Annotated in this window: 13 protein-coding genes; 2 read left to right on the top strand and 11 right to left on the bottom strand. The window is 62.6% G+C overall.

Annotated features, from left to right (window positions below; genetic code table 11):
• Positions 1–3 precede the first annotated feature (3 nt).
• Positions 4–900 (bottom strand): LysR family transcriptional regulator, encoded by an 897-nt coding sequence (locus ACVW0Y_RS15560; RefSeq protein ID WP_457439246.1) that lies wholly within the window; start codon positions 898–900, stop codon positions 4–6.
• A gap of 135 nt (positions 901–1,035) precedes the next feature.
• Entirely contained in the window at positions 1,036–1,335 is a 300-nt protein-coding gene (locus ACVW0Y_RS15555; protein ID WP_457439244.1) for a hypothetical protein, read from the bottom strand.
• Positions 1,336–1,530: 195 nt separating this feature from the next.
• On the opposite strand from ACVW0Y_RS15555, the gene argP reads away from it, so the two are divergent.
• Positions 1,531–2,454: an HTH-type transcriptional regulator ArgP gene (gene argP, locus ACVW0Y_RS15550; protein ID WP_457439242.1), complete on the top strand. Its 924-nt coding sequence runs from the start codon at positions 1,531–1,533 to the stop codon at positions 2,452–2,454.
• Positions 2,455–2,666: 212 nt separating this feature from the next.
• Here the strand turns inward: argP and ACVW0Y_RS15545 are convergent, their stop codons facing one another.
• The gene (locus tag ACVW0Y_RS15545) at positions 2,667–3,122 is read right to left on the bottom strand and encodes a hypothetical protein (protein ID WP_457439240.1); all 456 of its coding nucleotides are present in this window, start codon (positions 3,120–3,122) and stop codon (positions 2,667–2,669) included.
• Positions 3,123–3,471: 349 nt separating this feature from the next.
• Here ACVW0Y_RS15545 and ACVW0Y_RS15540 point away from each other — a divergent pair, with 349 nt between their 5' ends.
• Positions 3,472–3,735: a hypothetical protein gene (locus ACVW0Y_RS15540; protein ID WP_457439238.1), complete on the top strand. Its 264-nt coding sequence runs from the start codon at positions 3,472–3,474 to the stop codon at positions 3,733–3,735.
• A gap of 123 nt (positions 3,736–3,858) precedes the next feature.
• On the opposite strand, the gene ACVW0Y_RS15535 is transcribed toward ACVW0Y_RS15540, so the two are convergent.
• The 8 genes from ACVW0Y_RS15535 to ACVW0Y_RS15500 form a co-directional block, all read right to left on the bottom strand.
• Entirely contained in the window at positions 3,859–4,917 is a 1,059-nt protein-coding gene (locus tag ACVW0Y_RS15535; protein ID WP_457439236.1) for an ABC transporter substrate-binding protein, read from the bottom strand.
• Between the two features lie 84 nt (positions 4,918–5,001).
• A complete protein-coding gene (locus ACVW0Y_RS15530) occupies positions 5,002–6,054 on the bottom strand; it encodes an ABC transporter substrate-binding protein (RefSeq protein WP_457439234.1) in 1,053 nt (350 codons plus the stop codon).
• A gap of 296 nt (positions 6,055–6,350) precedes the next feature.
• On the bottom strand, positions 6,351–8,114 hold the full coding sequence (locus ACVW0Y_RS15525) for an ABC transporter ATP-binding protein (protein ID WP_457439232.1): 1,764 nt from the start codon (positions 8,112–8,114) through the stop codon (positions 6,351–6,353).
• A gap of 61 nt (positions 8,115–8,175) precedes the next feature.
• Complete coding sequence (locus ACVW0Y_RS15520) at positions 8,176–8,772, bottom strand: nitroreductase family protein (protein WP_457439230.1); 597 nt, start codon at positions 8,770–8,772, stop codon at positions 8,176–8,178.
• A gap of 71 nt (positions 8,773–8,843) precedes the next feature.
• Positions 8,844–10,706: an extracellular solute-binding protein gene (locus ACVW0Y_RS15515; RefSeq protein ID WP_457439228.1), complete on the bottom strand. Its 1,863-nt coding sequence runs from the start codon at positions 10,704–10,706 to the stop codon at positions 8,844–8,846.
• A 19-nt stretch (positions 10,707–10,725) separates the two neighbouring features.
• Positions 10,726–12,342: an ABC transporter ATP-binding protein gene (locus ACVW0Y_RS15510; protein ID WP_457439226.1), complete on the bottom strand. Its 1,617-nt coding sequence runs from the start codon at positions 12,340–12,342 to the stop codon at positions 10,726–10,728.
• Complete coding sequence (locus ACVW0Y_RS15505) at positions 12,342–13,505, bottom strand: ABC transporter permease (protein WP_457439224.1); 1,164 nt, start codon at positions 13,503–13,505, stop codon at positions 12,342–12,344. Before ACVW0Y_RS15505 ends, ACVW0Y_RS15510 begins: the two co-directional genes overlap by 1 nt.
• Positions 13,505–14,566: a microcin C ABC transporter permease YejB gene (locus tag ACVW0Y_RS15500; RefSeq protein ID WP_457439223.1), complete on the bottom strand. Its 1,062-nt coding sequence runs from the start codon at positions 14,564–14,566 to the stop codon at positions 13,505–13,507. Before ACVW0Y_RS15500 ends, ACVW0Y_RS15505 begins: the two co-directional genes overlap by 1 nt.
• Positions 14,567–14,606 lie beyond the last annotated feature (40 nt).

Genomic DNA, 14,606 nt, shown 5'->3' with positions numbered 1-14,606 from the left:
CGGTTACACCTTCGAAAGCGCTTGCAGCGCCGGGTCGGCGAGAAAGCGGCGGGCACAGTGATCGACAAAAGTGCGCACCTTGGCCGGCACGCGTTTGTCGCCCTGGTACAGCACATGCACCGGCAGCGCCGGAGTTTGAAAGGCCTCGAGCACAATCTCCAGCTCGCCCTTGGCTACCGCGTCCGCTACCTGATAAGACAGCACCCGGGTGAGGCCCCAGCCCATGCGTGCGGCATTGATGGCCGCCTGGTTGGAACTGACCAGCAGGCGCGGTTTCGGGTGCAGGGTCAGCAGGGTATCCGCGACCCGGAATTGCCAGTCGGTCAGCAGGTTGCTGGCCGACGACATCACCATCGGCAAGCCCAGCACATCCTTGGGTTCAGTCGGTCTGCCGACCTTGTCGAGAAAGGCCGGCGCAGCGCACACCACCGGCCGGATCTGCCCAACCCGCACCGCCTGCAGACCGTTATCGGGCAGTTCACCAATGCGGATGGCGACATCCACCCCCTCGTCCAACATGCTGACCAGACGATCCACCAACAGCGCGTTAAGGCTTACCTGCGGGTGCTCGGCCAGGTACTCGGTAATCAACGGAATCAGAAACAGCTCACCAAACATCACCGGCGCCGTCACCGTCAGATTGCCGCGCGCACGAATACTGCTGCCGGTGGCCAGCTCCTCGGCTTCCTCCAGATCCAGCAGGATGCGCTTGCAATCCTCCACATAACGCCGGCCCGCCTCGGTCAGGCGCAGGCTGCGGGTGCTGCGCGCGAGCAGCAAGGTGCCCAAGCGATTTTCCAACCCGGCAATCACCCGCGTCACACTCGGCGCAGACATCCCCAACAGCTTGGCCCCCGCGGCAAAACTCTCCGCCTCGGCGACCGCCAACAACACTTTCATTTCCTGAAACCGATCCACAATCACCGCCAACGTGCACAGAGGGTTGAGTCGCCAACAGCCTAGCAAGTGACGCTAGCCTAGTACGCTGATGGGCTGGTGAACCAGAGGCGCGGGCTTCTGGGGAAGGCGGTGCCGCTAACCAGCCTGGCGCTCTGCCATGGGGTTGCAGGCGAATGTCACGAAAGCCACGCCGTTGGTTGGAAACGCCCAGTGCGACTGAATATCCAACACGCTGATCTCGCTACCCAGCGAGGTGCACTTGGCGTTGGCCTCTTCAAGGGCAAGGCGGCGCGCGCCGGTTTGCGCGCCGCGTGCCAGCGAAGCGGTCGCGGAGGTCTGGTACAGCTGGTTGTCGAGCTTCATCGCCGGTGTTTGCCAGGCACAGCCAGCCAGTACTGCATACACCGCGATAACCGCCAAAATCTTGAGTTTCATAAGCTTCTCCTGCACTGCAAAAGTGGGCGCGCAAGCCGCTGGTTGTTATGGCCGACCAGTGGGGTCGCGCACGGCGGCGCTGGTGTTGGGTAAGCGAAATCGCCGTGGAGTAAGCATCGGTTCAAGCGGTGTATTAGTTAAGAATAATGAAGTAACTTTCAGCTTCGGTTAGCCAAACTTAACGAAGGTGGCAGGGTGAAACTCGACGCCAAACAGCTACAGGCTTTCCTGGCCGCCATCGATAACGGCAGTTTTGAAAAGGCCGCGAAGACGCTGGCGATAACCCCTTCGGCGCTTTCCCAGCGCATACACGCATTGGAAGCCCACCTGGGGAGTCCGCTCGTGGTGCGCGGGCGGCCCTGTGAACCGACGCAGCTAGGGCGCCGGCTGCTGCTTTATCTGCGGCGCGCCACGGTGCTTGAAGACGAGTTGCTCAACGAGCTGTCGGGCGATCAGGACGAGCACCTGCGTGTGGTGATCGCCGCGAATGGCGATACCCTCGCGACCTGGTTTTTCCCCGCCCTGGCGGCCATTTTTGTCAGCGAACGCATCCTGCTCGACGTAGTCGTTGACGATCAGGACCATACCTTCACGCTGCTGGAGAGCGGTCAGGTCATCGCCTGCATCAGTACCCGCCCGGACCCTATGCGCGGTTGCCTCGCCGTGCCGCTGGGCTCTGTCCGCTATCGCCTGGTGGCATCGCCTGCGTTCCAGGCGCGCTGGTTTGCCAAAGGGCTCAACCGCGAGGCCGCGCGCAAGGCCCCGGTGTTTGCATACTCACGCAAAGACACCCTGCAAGATCACTTTATGCAAACCCGCTTCGGCCTTCGCGCAGACGCCTATCCCACCCACTACCTGGCGCTACCCGAGGCGCGCCTCGAAGCCATTCGCCGTGGCCTGGGCTATGGCATGGTGGCGCATATGCAACTGCAAGATTCTCTGGCAAACGGCACGCTGGTAGACCTCGCCCCCGGGCACGTCACCGACGTGGCGTTGTATTGGCACTCGTGGGCCGTGCAATCCCCGCGCATGCAGGCGCTCTCGCAACGCAGCGTGGAAACCGCGCGGCGCACGCTGCTTGGGGATGAGGCCGCGGTTGGCGGCAAGGGGCGTTCTTAGTGCGGAAAAACGGACCGCTCGGGCCTATCGACGTCGAGTGTTTTTCGAGGTCGCTCGCGCTCCTGCATTGAGCTTGGCTTGCGCGTAAATCGACAGGTCGGTGCCCTGTGCAACGTACTGCCGCAAGAGTCCATTGGCGTTCTTGTTCGAGCCACGTTGCCAAGCGTTTCGCCCGCGCAGTGGCTGGGCGGTGGGCACGGCAACGGGTCACCTTAAACAAACTGCTTGGATGCGCTGACGATGCGCTGATACTTACGCAGGTGCCGGTTAACGCTGCGGATATCCAGAAAAAATATCTCTCCACTGCGCCAGAGCAGCATCCACGCGGTGACGGTAACGACGCCCACAGGGATGGTGCCTTCAATGCCCAGAGCCGTGCCAGCCAGCACCAAGGCGAGTGCCAGGCCCAGGAGGATCACCGCTAGCAGCCGCTGGGTGCGAATTTCTCCTTTGAGTTGTTCGCTCTTTTCCGCAAAGGTATTGCCGATGGCCTGCTGCAGGCGTTCTCGCTCATCTTCCGGGCAGCGAATCTGCAGGCTCAGCGAGGGGTAGTACCAGGCGCTATCCGACAGATAGTCCGTCAGCTCGGGGCTTAGCTTGGGACTGTCCGGCGCGGCAAACGGATTGAGGTAATCCTGGGTGACCGTCAGATCGATTGTTTTAGTCATTGCGAACCTTTACCTGGCTGAGTGGTGGACGAGGGCTTCGGTGTTGCAGGTAAAACTAGTCGTAAGACAGCTGCTCTGCTTGATCCCTATGCTCAGCCCGATAGGGCAAGGCGGCGAAGGGGGTACATCGCATCCGCGGCGAGGGGACTGCGGGTAAAAGCCCTTGGAAGGACGATCAGCCCAGCCTGCCACAGCGCCGCTCATCCGTTCCTTGCGCGGCGGCCTGCCTGACCTATTCTCAGTCTTCACGTTTCAGCGTGCGTGTTGAGTGGCGACCATACGAAGTGGATACAGATTTTGCGCTGAATTCTTCGTTGGGCCTTGAACGGTCGATAAGGGGAGAAAAATGATGAACCGCAAGCACTATTTCAAGGCTCTGAGCATGCTGGTCCTTGTTGCTGGCGTGCAGTGGATGGCGCAACCGGCCTACGCGACCGAGCAGGGTGAGCAACGGCGTGAAGCTCGTGATACCCGCCAGGATGGTCGCTCCAATGCCCGGCAGACCAAGGATGACTGTCGAAGGGGCAATGACAAAACCAATGTCGAGTGTCGCCAGGAGAAGCGCAGTAGCAAACAAGATACCCGCCGCCAAGCCAGGGATATCAAGTACTGAGCATCGAGCAGCCTGACGATTGGCGGGTGGCCAGCGTCCCATCCGGTCCAGCCCCACGCCTGTACCCCCGCTGCTTATCGGCTGGGTTTTGCTTGGCCGACCCCGGTGTGGCACCCGCTGTTGTCACGGGCGGGCCTCTACAAGGCGGTGCAGGCTCTGGCTTAGCGGGCGCTCGTCGATCCAGTCGCGTACGTCGAAGCTTCGCGGAATAAAGCCCCAGCGTTCGAGGAAGTCGGTCAACGCCTGCAGGGCGAGGATCGAGCGTTCGTCCAGGGCCGTGTGCAGGCGGCGGTTGGCGTCTTCGCCATACGCGGCGGCTACCCAGTATTCGCTGGTGTTCAGTTCCCGGGCGAGGAAACGCCGGGTGTCGTCCGGGTTTACCCAGGCCCAGCGTTCGGCGCGCATCACGCTGTCGACGATGCACAAGGCGATATCGAAGTGTTCATCGAGCAGCAGTTGGTCCACCGTCAGGGTGCGCGGCGTGCCGATATTGGCGCGGATCATCGGGTCCGGGTGCGAGCCGGTATCGATCACTACATGCAGGCCGAATTCATCGGCCAGTTGCAGGCCATGGGCACCTTTGAGAAAGATGGCGTCCACCGTGCCATTCATCAGGCCCATCAATTCGCGGTTGCTGCGCCGTACCTGCTTGCCGCTCAAACGCACCTGGGCACCGAAGATATGGCGGACCGGGTTATCGCTGTGGGTGCCGCCATAGGGGTAGTCGACCAGCTCCACGTCGGACACCTGCAGGTCTTCCAGGCTCAAGGCGTTTTCCAGGGCGCGCAGGGCGGTGGCGCGGTTGAAGTCGATTTTCACGTTGGCCCATTTGGGCAGGCCGAAGCGTCGGTTTTTCAGGTCGCTGATGGTTTTTACCGGGCCTTCCGGGTGGCTGACGATCAACTGCACTTCGTCGCTCCACGACAACCCCAGCAAGCGGGTCTGCGCGCCGCTGGCGCGGGCCCAGATGGCGGGGGTGTTGCCGCCGTGGCGGACGGAATTGGGCAGGTGGTGGTCGAAATGCGCTTCGCGGATCTCGCGGTCGTTGGATTCGCGCAGCGCTTGAATAGTGGTGCCGAACGGGCGCAAGGCATCCGCCAGGCGACCGGATTCAACGGCAATCCCCAGCCCGGTGGGTACCGGGCTGTGGGTGTACCAAAGGGTATCGAGGGGTTTGCTCATGGGGCCTGCTTGTCGAGGTCTCGGGCGCGCTACAGGCCAGATGAACACCACTGCGCGCGGTGCTCACCCGGCCTGTTGCCGGGTTCAGCCTGCCAATGCCGTGGCTGAGCGTAGCGCCTGCAGCGGACGTGGGTCGATCCAGTCACGCACCGAGAAGGTCTGCGGGATAAAGTTCCAGCGATGCAGGAAGTCGGTGAAGTCCTGCAGGCCGAGGATCGAGTTTTCATGCAGGTCGGTACGCAGGCGCAGGTGCGCGTCTTCGCCGTAGGCACCGGTCACCCAGAACTCGCTGCTGTTGGTTTCCCGCGCCAGGTAACGGCGGGTGTCTTCGGGATTGTTCCAGGCCCAGGCTTCGGCGCGAATCACCGCGTCGAGAATGCCCACGGCGGCGTCGAAGTGGTTTTCCAGCAGGTGCAGGTCTACCGACAGGGTGCGTGGGGTGCCGTTATTGGCGCGAATCAGCGGCTCCGGGTGCGAGCCGGTGTCGATTACCGTGTGCAGGCCGAAGGCGTGGGCCAGGTGGGCGGCGGAAGCGCCTTTGAGGAAGATCGCATCCACTTCACCGCGCAGCAGGCCAACCAGTTCGGCGTTCTGCCCGCCTGTGCGACGGCCGCCGAAGGTGGTGATACCGGACACCGTACGTGCCGCTTCGTCGCTATGGGTGCCGCCGCGCTGGTAGTCGACCAGCTCGACATCGCTGACTTGCAGGCCTTCGAGTTTCAAGGCGTTTTCCAGACCACGAATGGCTTGGGCGCGGGAGAAGTCGATTTGCGCATTGGCCCACAGCGGCAGGCCGAACTTGCGGCCTTTGAGGTCTTTGACGGTTTTGATGCCGCTGTCCGGCAGGCTCAGGATCAACTGCACTTCGTCCTGCCAGGACAGGCCGATCACCCGGGTTTCGCGGCCACTGGCGCGGGCCCAGATGGCCGGAATATTGCCGCCGTGGCGCACCGAGTTCTGCAGGGTGTGGTCGAAGTGCGACTCGCGCACGGCTTGGTTTTCCGATTCACGCAGGGATTTGATCTGCGTGCCCTGGGTAGCCAGGGTCTGTTCCAGCCAGCCCTTTTGCACAGCAATACCGAGGCCGGTCGGAACCGGGCAGCGGGTGTACCAAAGCGTATCCAGTGGTTGACTCATGAGGGTGCTCTTCCTTTGCTTTTCAGTGGGCGCAGGTGCCAGGGGCACGTTGCTGTTACTCGCCGCTCAAGGACGGCGGACCTGCCTTGCTGCCGTACTGCAGAGGCTGTGCAGGGAGTGGCAAAGCTCACTTTGCAACCCCTGTGCCAGCCGCTTAACGGCGGTTTAATCCCTTTTCTATCAATAGCTTGCAGATTTCTCTGCGGATAGTTTCAGAGCTGAGAAAAACGCCTTTGGCTGGCCAGCAGCAACCCAACAACAGCCCTGTCCGGGCCGCAGCAGCGGCTGGCCACGGATCAATTGGCCAGCGCCGGGCGGCCCTGGCTTTGCAGGGCATACAACTTGGCGTAGAAGCCCCCCTCACGCAGCGCCAGCTCAGCGTGGTTGCCGCGCTCGTGCACCTCGCCGTTACGCATCACCAGAATCAGGTCGGCGGACATCACGGTGCTCAGGCGGTGGGCGATGATCACCGAGGTGCGGCCACTGATCAGACGCTCCAGCCCCTGCTGAACCAGGTGTTCGGATTCGGAATCGAGGGCGCTGGTGGCTTCGTCGAGGATGATCAGTTGCGGGTCTTTGAGCACCGCGCGGGCAATCGCCACCCGCTGCTTTTCACCGCCGGACAGCTTGATGCCGCGCTCGCCTACCAAGGTGTCGTACTGCGCTTCCATGCGCTGGATAAACTCGTCGGCATGCGCTGCCCTGGCCGCTTCGCGCACCTGCTCGGCGTTGGCGCCGGGGCGGGCGAAGGCGATGTTTTCGCCGATGCTGTCGTTGAACAGCGCCACGTCCTGCAGCACCACGCCCATCAGCGCGCGCACCGTGCGTTGCTGGTAGTCGCGCAGGTCGATGCCATTGATCAGGATGCGGCCCTCGCTGACATCGTAAAAACGCATCAGCAGTTTGACGATGGTGCTTTTGCCGCTGCCGCTGCTGCCCACCAGGGCCAGGGTAAGCCCGGCGTCCAGATGGAAGGAGACGTTCCTGAGGGCGTATTCCTCTTTGCCCGGGTAATGAAAACTGACGTTCTCAAAGGTGATGCTGTTCAGGCGGGTCAGGGCAATCGCATGGGGGCGGTCGGCATGTTCGGCTTCGATATCCAGCAGTTCGATCAAGCGCTCGGCGTTGCTTTCGATTTCGCCGGCCTGATTGATCTGCCGAGCGATGGGGCCAATGCTGTTGATCAGGTTCTGGGTGAGGGTAAGGATCAGCAGAATGTCGCCGGTGGTGAAACGGCTCTGCAAGGCACCATGCACGGTCAGCGCCACGGCGATAAACACGCCCAGGGTATTGATCAGATTGAGCGCCTGCTCGGAGCGCCATTCGGTGGTGTGCAGCTTGCCGCGGGTAATCATCCATTCGGCCTGGGTGTCGTCGTAGCGCTGCTTGACCGCCGGCTCGCCACCGAAGCTGCGCACCGTGGAGATATTGCCGACCATTTCCGCCAGCAGCCCGGTCATGCGCCCGGCCAGGGCTTGCCAGCCGCGCCGGTAGGGGCGGGTCCAACCCACTGTGCGGTAGGAAATCCAGAAGTTCAGCACGAGCACCGCGGTCATGATCGCGCCCACCAGCGGTGCCTTGATCAGCAGCACGCTGATGATAAACAGCATCTGCAGGATGTTCGCCAGGGTGCCTTCGGTGAGCGAGGACAGCCACATGGTGATGCTGGTGATATTACCGAAGCGGTCCATGATTTCGCCGACGCGGGTCTTCTCGAAGTAGTCGATGGACTTCTGCGTCATGTTGTCGAAAACGCGCTGGCGGAAGGTGCTTACGGTGTCCAGCCAGAGGTCATCGGCCTGCTTGTTCTGCAGGGCACCAAACACCACCACGCCCAGGCGCAGGACGAAGAACACCCCGAGCAGCAGGGTGACGCTCCAGGTGGCTTGCTCCTGGGTGATTTTGCCGGTGAGCAGTTGCGAAATGGTGTCGACGATCACTTTGTACAGGTAGGGCGTGGCCGTTCCGATAAAGCCCAGAATGGTGCCGACCAGGGTCACGGCAATCACCCGCCCGCGGTATTCGGGGATGAACTGGATAGTGCGCCAGAGGTTTTTCATAGGTGCTGGTTTCGATCAGAAATGATGGTTGGGGGGCGCGCTGTGGCCGCGCGGGCACGCTTCACTCGTGGAAGCTGAAGCGCCCTTCGGCGATCAGGCTGCGCAGCGGGTTGCGTTGAGTGGGTTGCTCACGGGCCTGCAGCTCGGCCGACAAGCTGTCGCGGCTGGCCAGCTTGCCGATGGCAATGGCGATTTCCACGTGGTAGCCGTCCGGCACACCCAGCAGGGTGCGCGCCTGCTCGCGGTCGAAACCGCCAATGGCGTGGCTGTGCCAGCCGGCGTGTTCGGCCTGCAAGGCCAGATGGGCCCAGGCGGCCCCGGCATCCAGCGAGTGGTTGCGCAGTGCGCTGGCGGCGTCGCTGCCGGCGCGTACGTGGGTGGTTTTCGACACCAGCACGATCAGCACCGAGGCATTGCCGGCCCAGGCACGGTTCTTCTCGTTAAGCAGTTCCAGCAGTGGCGGCCAGTGCGCCGAGCCGTTGCGTGCATAGATAAAACGCCACGGCTGGGAGTTGTTGGCCGACGGTGCCCAACGGGCGGCTTCGAACAGGCTGTCGAGGGTGGCGGGGTCGATGGCTTCGCCGGTAAAGGCGCGCGGCGACCAGCGATTGATAAACAGCGGGTGGATGGCGTGCTCGGAGTGGCGGGGCTGGGACATGGTGACCTCAAAGGGGCAAGGGGCTTTTCTGGTAAGGGGCTTGTCTGGCAAATGGCTTATCGGGTGATGGCTTAGCGGGACGTGGAAAGGCGCTCGGCCGTGCCGTCCCACCAGGTGCTCAGCACCCATTCATTGGCACCGTAGTACTGCGGCAAGTTGGCCGGTTGTTGTAGGCGCTGGTTGAAGATCACGTAGTGCTTGTCCAGGTAGCGCCAGGGGATGACGTAGTAGCTGTGCACCAGCACGCGGTCGAGGGCATGGGCGGCGGTTTGCTGCTCGTGCTCGCTGTCGGCATCCAGCAGGTGCTTGATCAGCCCATCGACGGCCGCCGACTTGACCCCGGTGATGTTCTCCGAGCCGGGCCGGTCGGCGTCCTTGCTATTGAAGTTGCGCCACAGCTCATCACCGGGGTTGCGTGCTTCACGCAGCGCCAGGGTGGTGTAGTCGTAGTCGAAGCTGGTCAGTTGCTTGCGGGCGGTGGCGGCGTCGGTGAGCTTCTTCTTCACCACCACACCGATCTTGCTCAGGTTCAGGTAGATCGGGTCGGTGTAGGGGCTTTGCGTGCGGGTGCCGGCCACTTCCAGCACAAAGGGTTCACCCTGGGCGTTGCGCAGCACGCCATCGCGGTTATGCCAGCCGGCTTCGGCGAACAGCTCCAGGGCTTTGGTGAGGTTCTGCCGCACGCTGCCGGGTGCGTGGGTGGAGGGCTGCTGCAGCATGGGCCCGAAGGCCGCATCGGGAATCTGCCCACGGTAGGGTTCGAGCAGCTTCAACTCGTCCTCACTGGGCAGGCCGCTGGCCGCCAGCGCGGTGCCGGCGAAGTAGCTGTCCACTCGCTTGAACTCGTTGTCGAAAATCTTCTGGTTGATCCACTCGAAATCCAGCGCGTAGTCCAACGCCTCGCGCACCCTCGGGTCCTGGAAGCGTGGCTTGCGCAGATTCACCACCCAGCCGTTCATGGCCGGCGGGTTGCGGTGGGTAAAGGTGCGTTTGACCAGCTCGCCCTGATCAAAGCGCTTGCCGATGTACTGGCAGCACCAGTAGCGCATCTGGGTTTCGCTGATCACGTCGTAGTCGCCGGCGCGCAGGGCGGCCACCTGGGTGTCGCGGTCTTTGTAGAGCTTGAAGTCGATCGTGGTGAAGTTGAACGAGCCGCGCCGTACCGGCAGATCGTTGGCCCAGTAGTCGGGGTTACGCCGATAAACAATGCCGCGCCCGCTGATGGCCTTGTCGATCTGGTAGGGGCCGCTGGCAATCGGTTGCTCGAAGCGCAACTGGTCGAAGGGCACCGTGCTGCCGTCCGCCTGCTGCCCCCACTTGGGCGAGAACACCGGCAGGCTGCCGGCGATAAACGACAGGTCGCGGCCTTTGCGTTTGAACACAAAGCGCACGCGTTGCGGGTCGAGCACCTGCACCTGGGCAATCTCGGCGAAGTAGGCCTTGAAGCGTGGGCTGGCTTTGCCGTCGGTAAGGGTCTTGTACGAATACAGCACGTCGTCGGCGGTCACCGCGTCGCCGTTGCTGAAGCGCGCCTTGGGGTTGAGGTGGAACAGCACCGAAGTGAAGTCCGGGGCTACCTGAATATCGTCGGCCAGCAGGCCGTAGTGGGTGTTCAGCTCGTCCAGGCCATTGATGGTCAGGGTTTCGAATACCAGTTCCAGCAGCCCCGGCGGTGGCGTGCCGCGCAGGCTGTAGGGGTTGTACTTGTCGAAGCTGCTGTTGGTGGCCACCAGCGACATGGACAGCGTGCCGCCCTTGGGCGCTTGCGGGTTCACATAGTCAAAGTGCTGAAAGTCCGCCGGGTATTTGGGCGTACCGAATTGCGCCACGGCATGCGCGGCCCAGGTGGTTGTCGGGCTGGCCAGCAACACGCCGAACAAGGCCAAAGCCGGGCCGAGGCGGCGGGTGAGGGGGGAGGCGATCAAGAGCGTCATAGAGTTTCCACGGGCCGGTTTACAACGAGGCCTGAACCAGGCTTTGGGTGTAGGGGTGCTGGGGGCGGGCGATCAGCTCGGCGGTGTCGCCCGCCTCGACGATCACCCCGTCTTTAACCACATACAGGCGGTGCGCCAGGGCGTTCACCACGGCCAGGTCATGGCTGATCAACACGTAACTCAGGCCATGCTTTTTCTGCAGGCTGACCAGCAGTTGCAGGATCTGGTTCTGGATCGATACATCCAACGCCGAGGTCGGTTCGTCGAGCACCAGCACGCGCGGCTTCAGCACCAGGGCGCGGGCGATGGCAATGCGCTGGCGCTGGCCGCCGGAGAACTCGTGGGGGTAGCGGCTTAGCGCGCTGGTGGGCAGGCCGACCTCGCCGAGCACCTCGACAATCCGCGTCAGGCGCTGGGCGGCGCTGAGTTCGGGGAAGTGCAGGGCCAGGCCTTCGCCGACAATCTGCGCCACCGTTTGCCGTGGCGACAGCGAGCCAAAGGGGTCTTGAAACACCACCTGCAGGGTGGCGCGCAATTCGCGGCGCTGTTGCTTGCTGCGTTGGTGCATGGCAATGCCGTCGAAATCCAGCGTGCCGCCTTGCACCGGAATCAGGTTGAGAATGGCCTGCGCCAGGGTCGACTTGCCGGAGCCCGACTCGCCGACCACGCCGATGGTTTCCCCGGCCCGCAGCGACACGCTGGCGCTGTCCAGGGCAATAAAGCGGTCGTGGCGAAACCAGCCGCGCCAGCCGGCAATCTTCTTCGCGTATTCCACCCGCAAGGCTTCGGTGTGCAGCAGGGTGGCAGCACCCACCGGTACTTCGGCAATCTCGCGCTGCGGCCGGCTGTTGAGCAGCTTGATGGTGTAGGGGTGTTGCGGCCTGGCGAACAAGGCTTCGGTGCTGTTGCTCTCCACCAGCTTGCCGTGCTCCATCACCGCTACCCGCTGGGCAAAGCGACGCACCAGGTTGAGGTCGTGGGTGATCAGCAGAATGGCCATACCCTGGCCATCGCCACGGGCCAGTTCTTCCTCTTGCAGGTCCAGCAGCAACTGCACGATGCGCGCCCGCACGGTCATGTCCAGGGCGGTGGTGGGTTCGTCGGCGATCAGCAGTTTGGGCCGGCAGGCGAGGGCCATGGCGATGACCGCGCGCTGTAATTGGCCACCGGAAAGCTGGTGGGGAAAGCTGTCCACCCGCCGCTCCGGCTCACGGATACCGGTGCGCGCCAGCAGGCGGATGGTTTTCTCCCGCGCCTCGCGTGGGCCCAGCCCCTCGTGCAGTTGCAGAGTTTCGATAATCTGCGCGCCGATGCTGTACAGCGGGTTAAGCGCGGACATCGGTTCCTGGAAAATCATCGCCACGTCGCGGCCGCGGATCTGGCGGATTTGGCCAATACCTTTTTTCTGCAGGTCTTCACCCTGCAGCAGGATGCGGCCCTGCACCTTGGCGTTCGGCAGCAGGCGCAGGATCGACAGCGCGGTGATGGTTTTACCCGAGCCGGATTCCCCTACCAGCGCCAGGCGCTCGCCGGGCTTGATCTGCAGGTTCAGGTCGTCCACCACGGTGCGGTTACCCAGGGTGATGGTGAGGTTCTCCAGGCTTAACAAAACCGGGCTCGGCAAGGTCGCACTCATCACACAGTCTCCGCCGGCAGTCGGTCGGCAATATGGGTATCCATGGCGTTGCGCAGGGCTTCGCCCATAAACGTCAGCAACAGCAGGGTCAGCATCAGCACGCCAAAGCCCGACACGGCGATCCACCAGGCATCCAGGTTTTCTTTGCCTTGCAACAGCAACTGGCCAAGGCTGGGCGCCGGCGCTTGGACGCCGAGGCCGAGAAAGTCCAGGCTGGCCAGGGCCATGATGGCCGCGCTCATGCGAAACGGCAGAAAGGTGATCACCGGCGTCAGGCTGTTGGGCAGGATGTGCCGCCAGATGATCTGCCCGTGGGACAAACCCATGGCGCGCGCGGCTTTGACGTATTCCAGCTGGCGGTTGCGCAGGAACTCGGCGCGCACGTAATCCGACAGATAGATCCAGCCGAACAGCGACAGCAGCACCGCCAGCAGAATCAGGCTGGGCTCAAACAACGAAGCGAAGATGATCAGCAGGTAGAGCTCGGGCAGCGAACCCCACACCTCGATCAGGCGCTGGGCGACCAGGTCGAGCTTGCCGGCGAAGTAGCCCTGCACCGCGCCGATCAGCACGCCGAGTACGGTGCCGATCAAGGTCAACGCCAGGCCGAAGGTCACCGACACGCGAAAGCCATACAGCAGCCGGGCAACGATGTCGTAGCCGGCGATATCGGTGCCCAGCAGGTTTTCCCTGGTGGGGGGGCCGGGGTAGTGCACGGCGTTGGAGAAGTAATTCAGGGTGTCGTAGTAGTAGGGGTTGGGCGCATACAAGGCGAAGTTGCCGGGCTTGGCCAACTGCTCGCGAATAAAGGGGTCGTTGTAGTCGGTATAAATGGGCAGCTGGCCGCCAAACAGTGCCTCGGGGTAGTCATGCAGCAGCGGCAAAAACCATTGGTTCTGGAAGTACACCAGCAAGGGTTTGTCATTGCTGATCAACTCACCCGCCAGGCTCACCAGGTACAGCGAGGTAAACAGAATCAGGCTCCAGTAGCCCAGGCGGTTCTGCTTGAAGCGCAGCCACAGGCGTCTGCCCGGGGCTACCGCCGCCTCGGTTTGCAGCTCCGGGTGGGGCAGCAGCTGATCCTCAACCCCTGGCGTGCGGCGGCCCCAGCGTTGGGACAGGCGCTGCCAGAAACTCGGCGGGGCAATCGTCTGAGCAGTCATCAGGCCACCTGCGCGTTGAATTTGATTCGTGGGTCGACCAACACATAGGCGATATCGCCCACCAGCTTGGTCAGCAGGCCGATCAGGGTCAGCAGGTACAGGCTGCCGAGCACTACCGGGTAGTCGCGGCTATTGATCGACTCGTAAGACAGCAGGCCGAGGCCGTCGAGGGAGAACAGGGTTTCGATCAGCAGGCTGCCGGTAAAAAACGCCGCGATAAAGGCACCGGGAAAGCCGGTGACCAGCGGCAACAGGGCATTGCGAAATACGTGTTTCCACAGCACCCGGCGCTCGGACAGACCTTTGGCGCGGGCGGTCAGCACGTATTGGCGGCTGATTTCTTCCAGAAAGGTGTTTTTCGTCAGCAGCGTTTTCAACGCGAAGGTGCTGAGCACCGAAGCGGCCACCGGCAGGGTGATATGCCACAGGTAGTCGGTGATCTTGCCCAGCCAGCTCAGCTCGCTCCAGTTATCCGAGGTCAGGCCGCGCAGCGGGAAAACGTCCCAGAACGAGCCGCCACCAAACAGCACAATCAGCAGCACGCCGAGCACAAACCCCGGCACCGCATAGCCGCACAGAATCAGCAGGCTGGTGATGAAGTCGAAGCGGCTGCCGGCGCGCACGGCCTTGGCCACACCGAGGGGCACGGAGATCAGGTAGGTGAGCAGAAAGGTCCAGATGCCCAACGACACCGAAACGCCAAGCTTGGACTTGATCAGCTCCCACACGCTTTCGTTACGGAAGTAACTCTGGCCCAGATCGAAGCGCAGAAAGTTGCTGAGCATCGACACATAACGCTCGAACACCGGCTGATCGAAGCCGTACTGGCGGGTCAGGTGTTCGATCTGTTGCGCATCGATACCCTGCCGTCCGCTGTAGCTCCAGCCGCTGCCCGAGGTCGCACCTTCGGCACCGGAGCGCGCGCTCTGGTTATCCAGGTCGCTGAGCACATGATCGACAGGGCCACCCGGTACGAATTGGGTGACCAGAAAGGTCAGGGTCAGAACCCCCAACAGGGTGGGGATCATCGCCAGCAAGCGGGTGATCAGGTAATACGCCATAGCGTGGATTCCAGAAGGCTTCGGTGTTTGCAGGGATCGC

Source organism: Pseudomonas sp. TE3786, from assembly GCF_054057335.1.
Note: the sequence above shows the minus strand (reverse complement) of the source record. Positions and strands in the feature narration are given on the sequence as shown.

Coding starts and splice junctions, on each gene's coding strand:
- ACVW0Y_RS15560 (WP_457439246.1), bottom strand. CDS start 900: ATGAAAGTGTTGTTGGCGGTCGCCGAGGCGGAGAGTTTTGCCGCGGGG.
- ACVW0Y_RS15555 (WP_457439244.1), bottom strand. CDS start 1,335: ATGAAACTCAAGATTTTGGCGGTTATCGCGGTGTATGCAGTACTGGCT.
- ACVW0Y_RS15545 (WP_457439240.1), bottom strand. CDS start 3,122: ATGACTAAAACAATCGATCTGACGGTCACCCAGGATTACCTCAATCCG.
- ACVW0Y_RS15540 (WP_457439238.1), top strand. CDS start 3,472: ATGAACCGCAAGCACTATTTCAAGGCTCTGAGCATGCTGGTCCTTGTT.
- ACVW0Y_RS15535 (WP_457439236.1), bottom strand. CDS start 4,917: ATGAGCAAACCCCTCGATACCCTTTGGTACACCCACAGCCCGGTACCC.
- ACVW0Y_RS15530 (WP_457439234.1), bottom strand. CDS start 6,054: ATGAGTCAACCACTGGATACGCTTTGGTACACCCGCTGCCCGGTTCCG.
- ACVW0Y_RS15525 (WP_457439232.1), bottom strand. CDS start 8,114: ATGAAAAACCTCTGGCGCACTATCCAGTTCATCCCCGAATACCGCGGG.
- ACVW0Y_RS15520 (WP_457439230.1), bottom strand. CDS start 8,772: ATGTCCCAGCCCCGCCACTCCGAGCACGCCATCCACCCGCTGTTTATC.
- ACVW0Y_RS15515 (WP_457439228.1), bottom strand. CDS start 10,706: ATGACGCTCTTGATCGCCTCCCCCCTCACCCGCCGCCTCGGCCCGGCT.
- ACVW0Y_RS15510 (WP_457439226.1), bottom strand. CDS start 12,342: ATGAGTGCGACCTTGCCGAGCCCGGTTTTGTTAAGCCTGGAGAACCTC.
- ACVW0Y_RS15505 (WP_457439224.1), bottom strand. CDS start 13,505: ATGACTGCTCAGACGATTGCCCCGCCGAGTTTCTGGCAGCGCCTGTCC.
- ACVW0Y_RS15500 (WP_457439223.1), bottom strand. CDS start 14,566: ATGGCGTATTACCTGATCACCCGCTTGCTGGCGATGATCCCCACCCTG.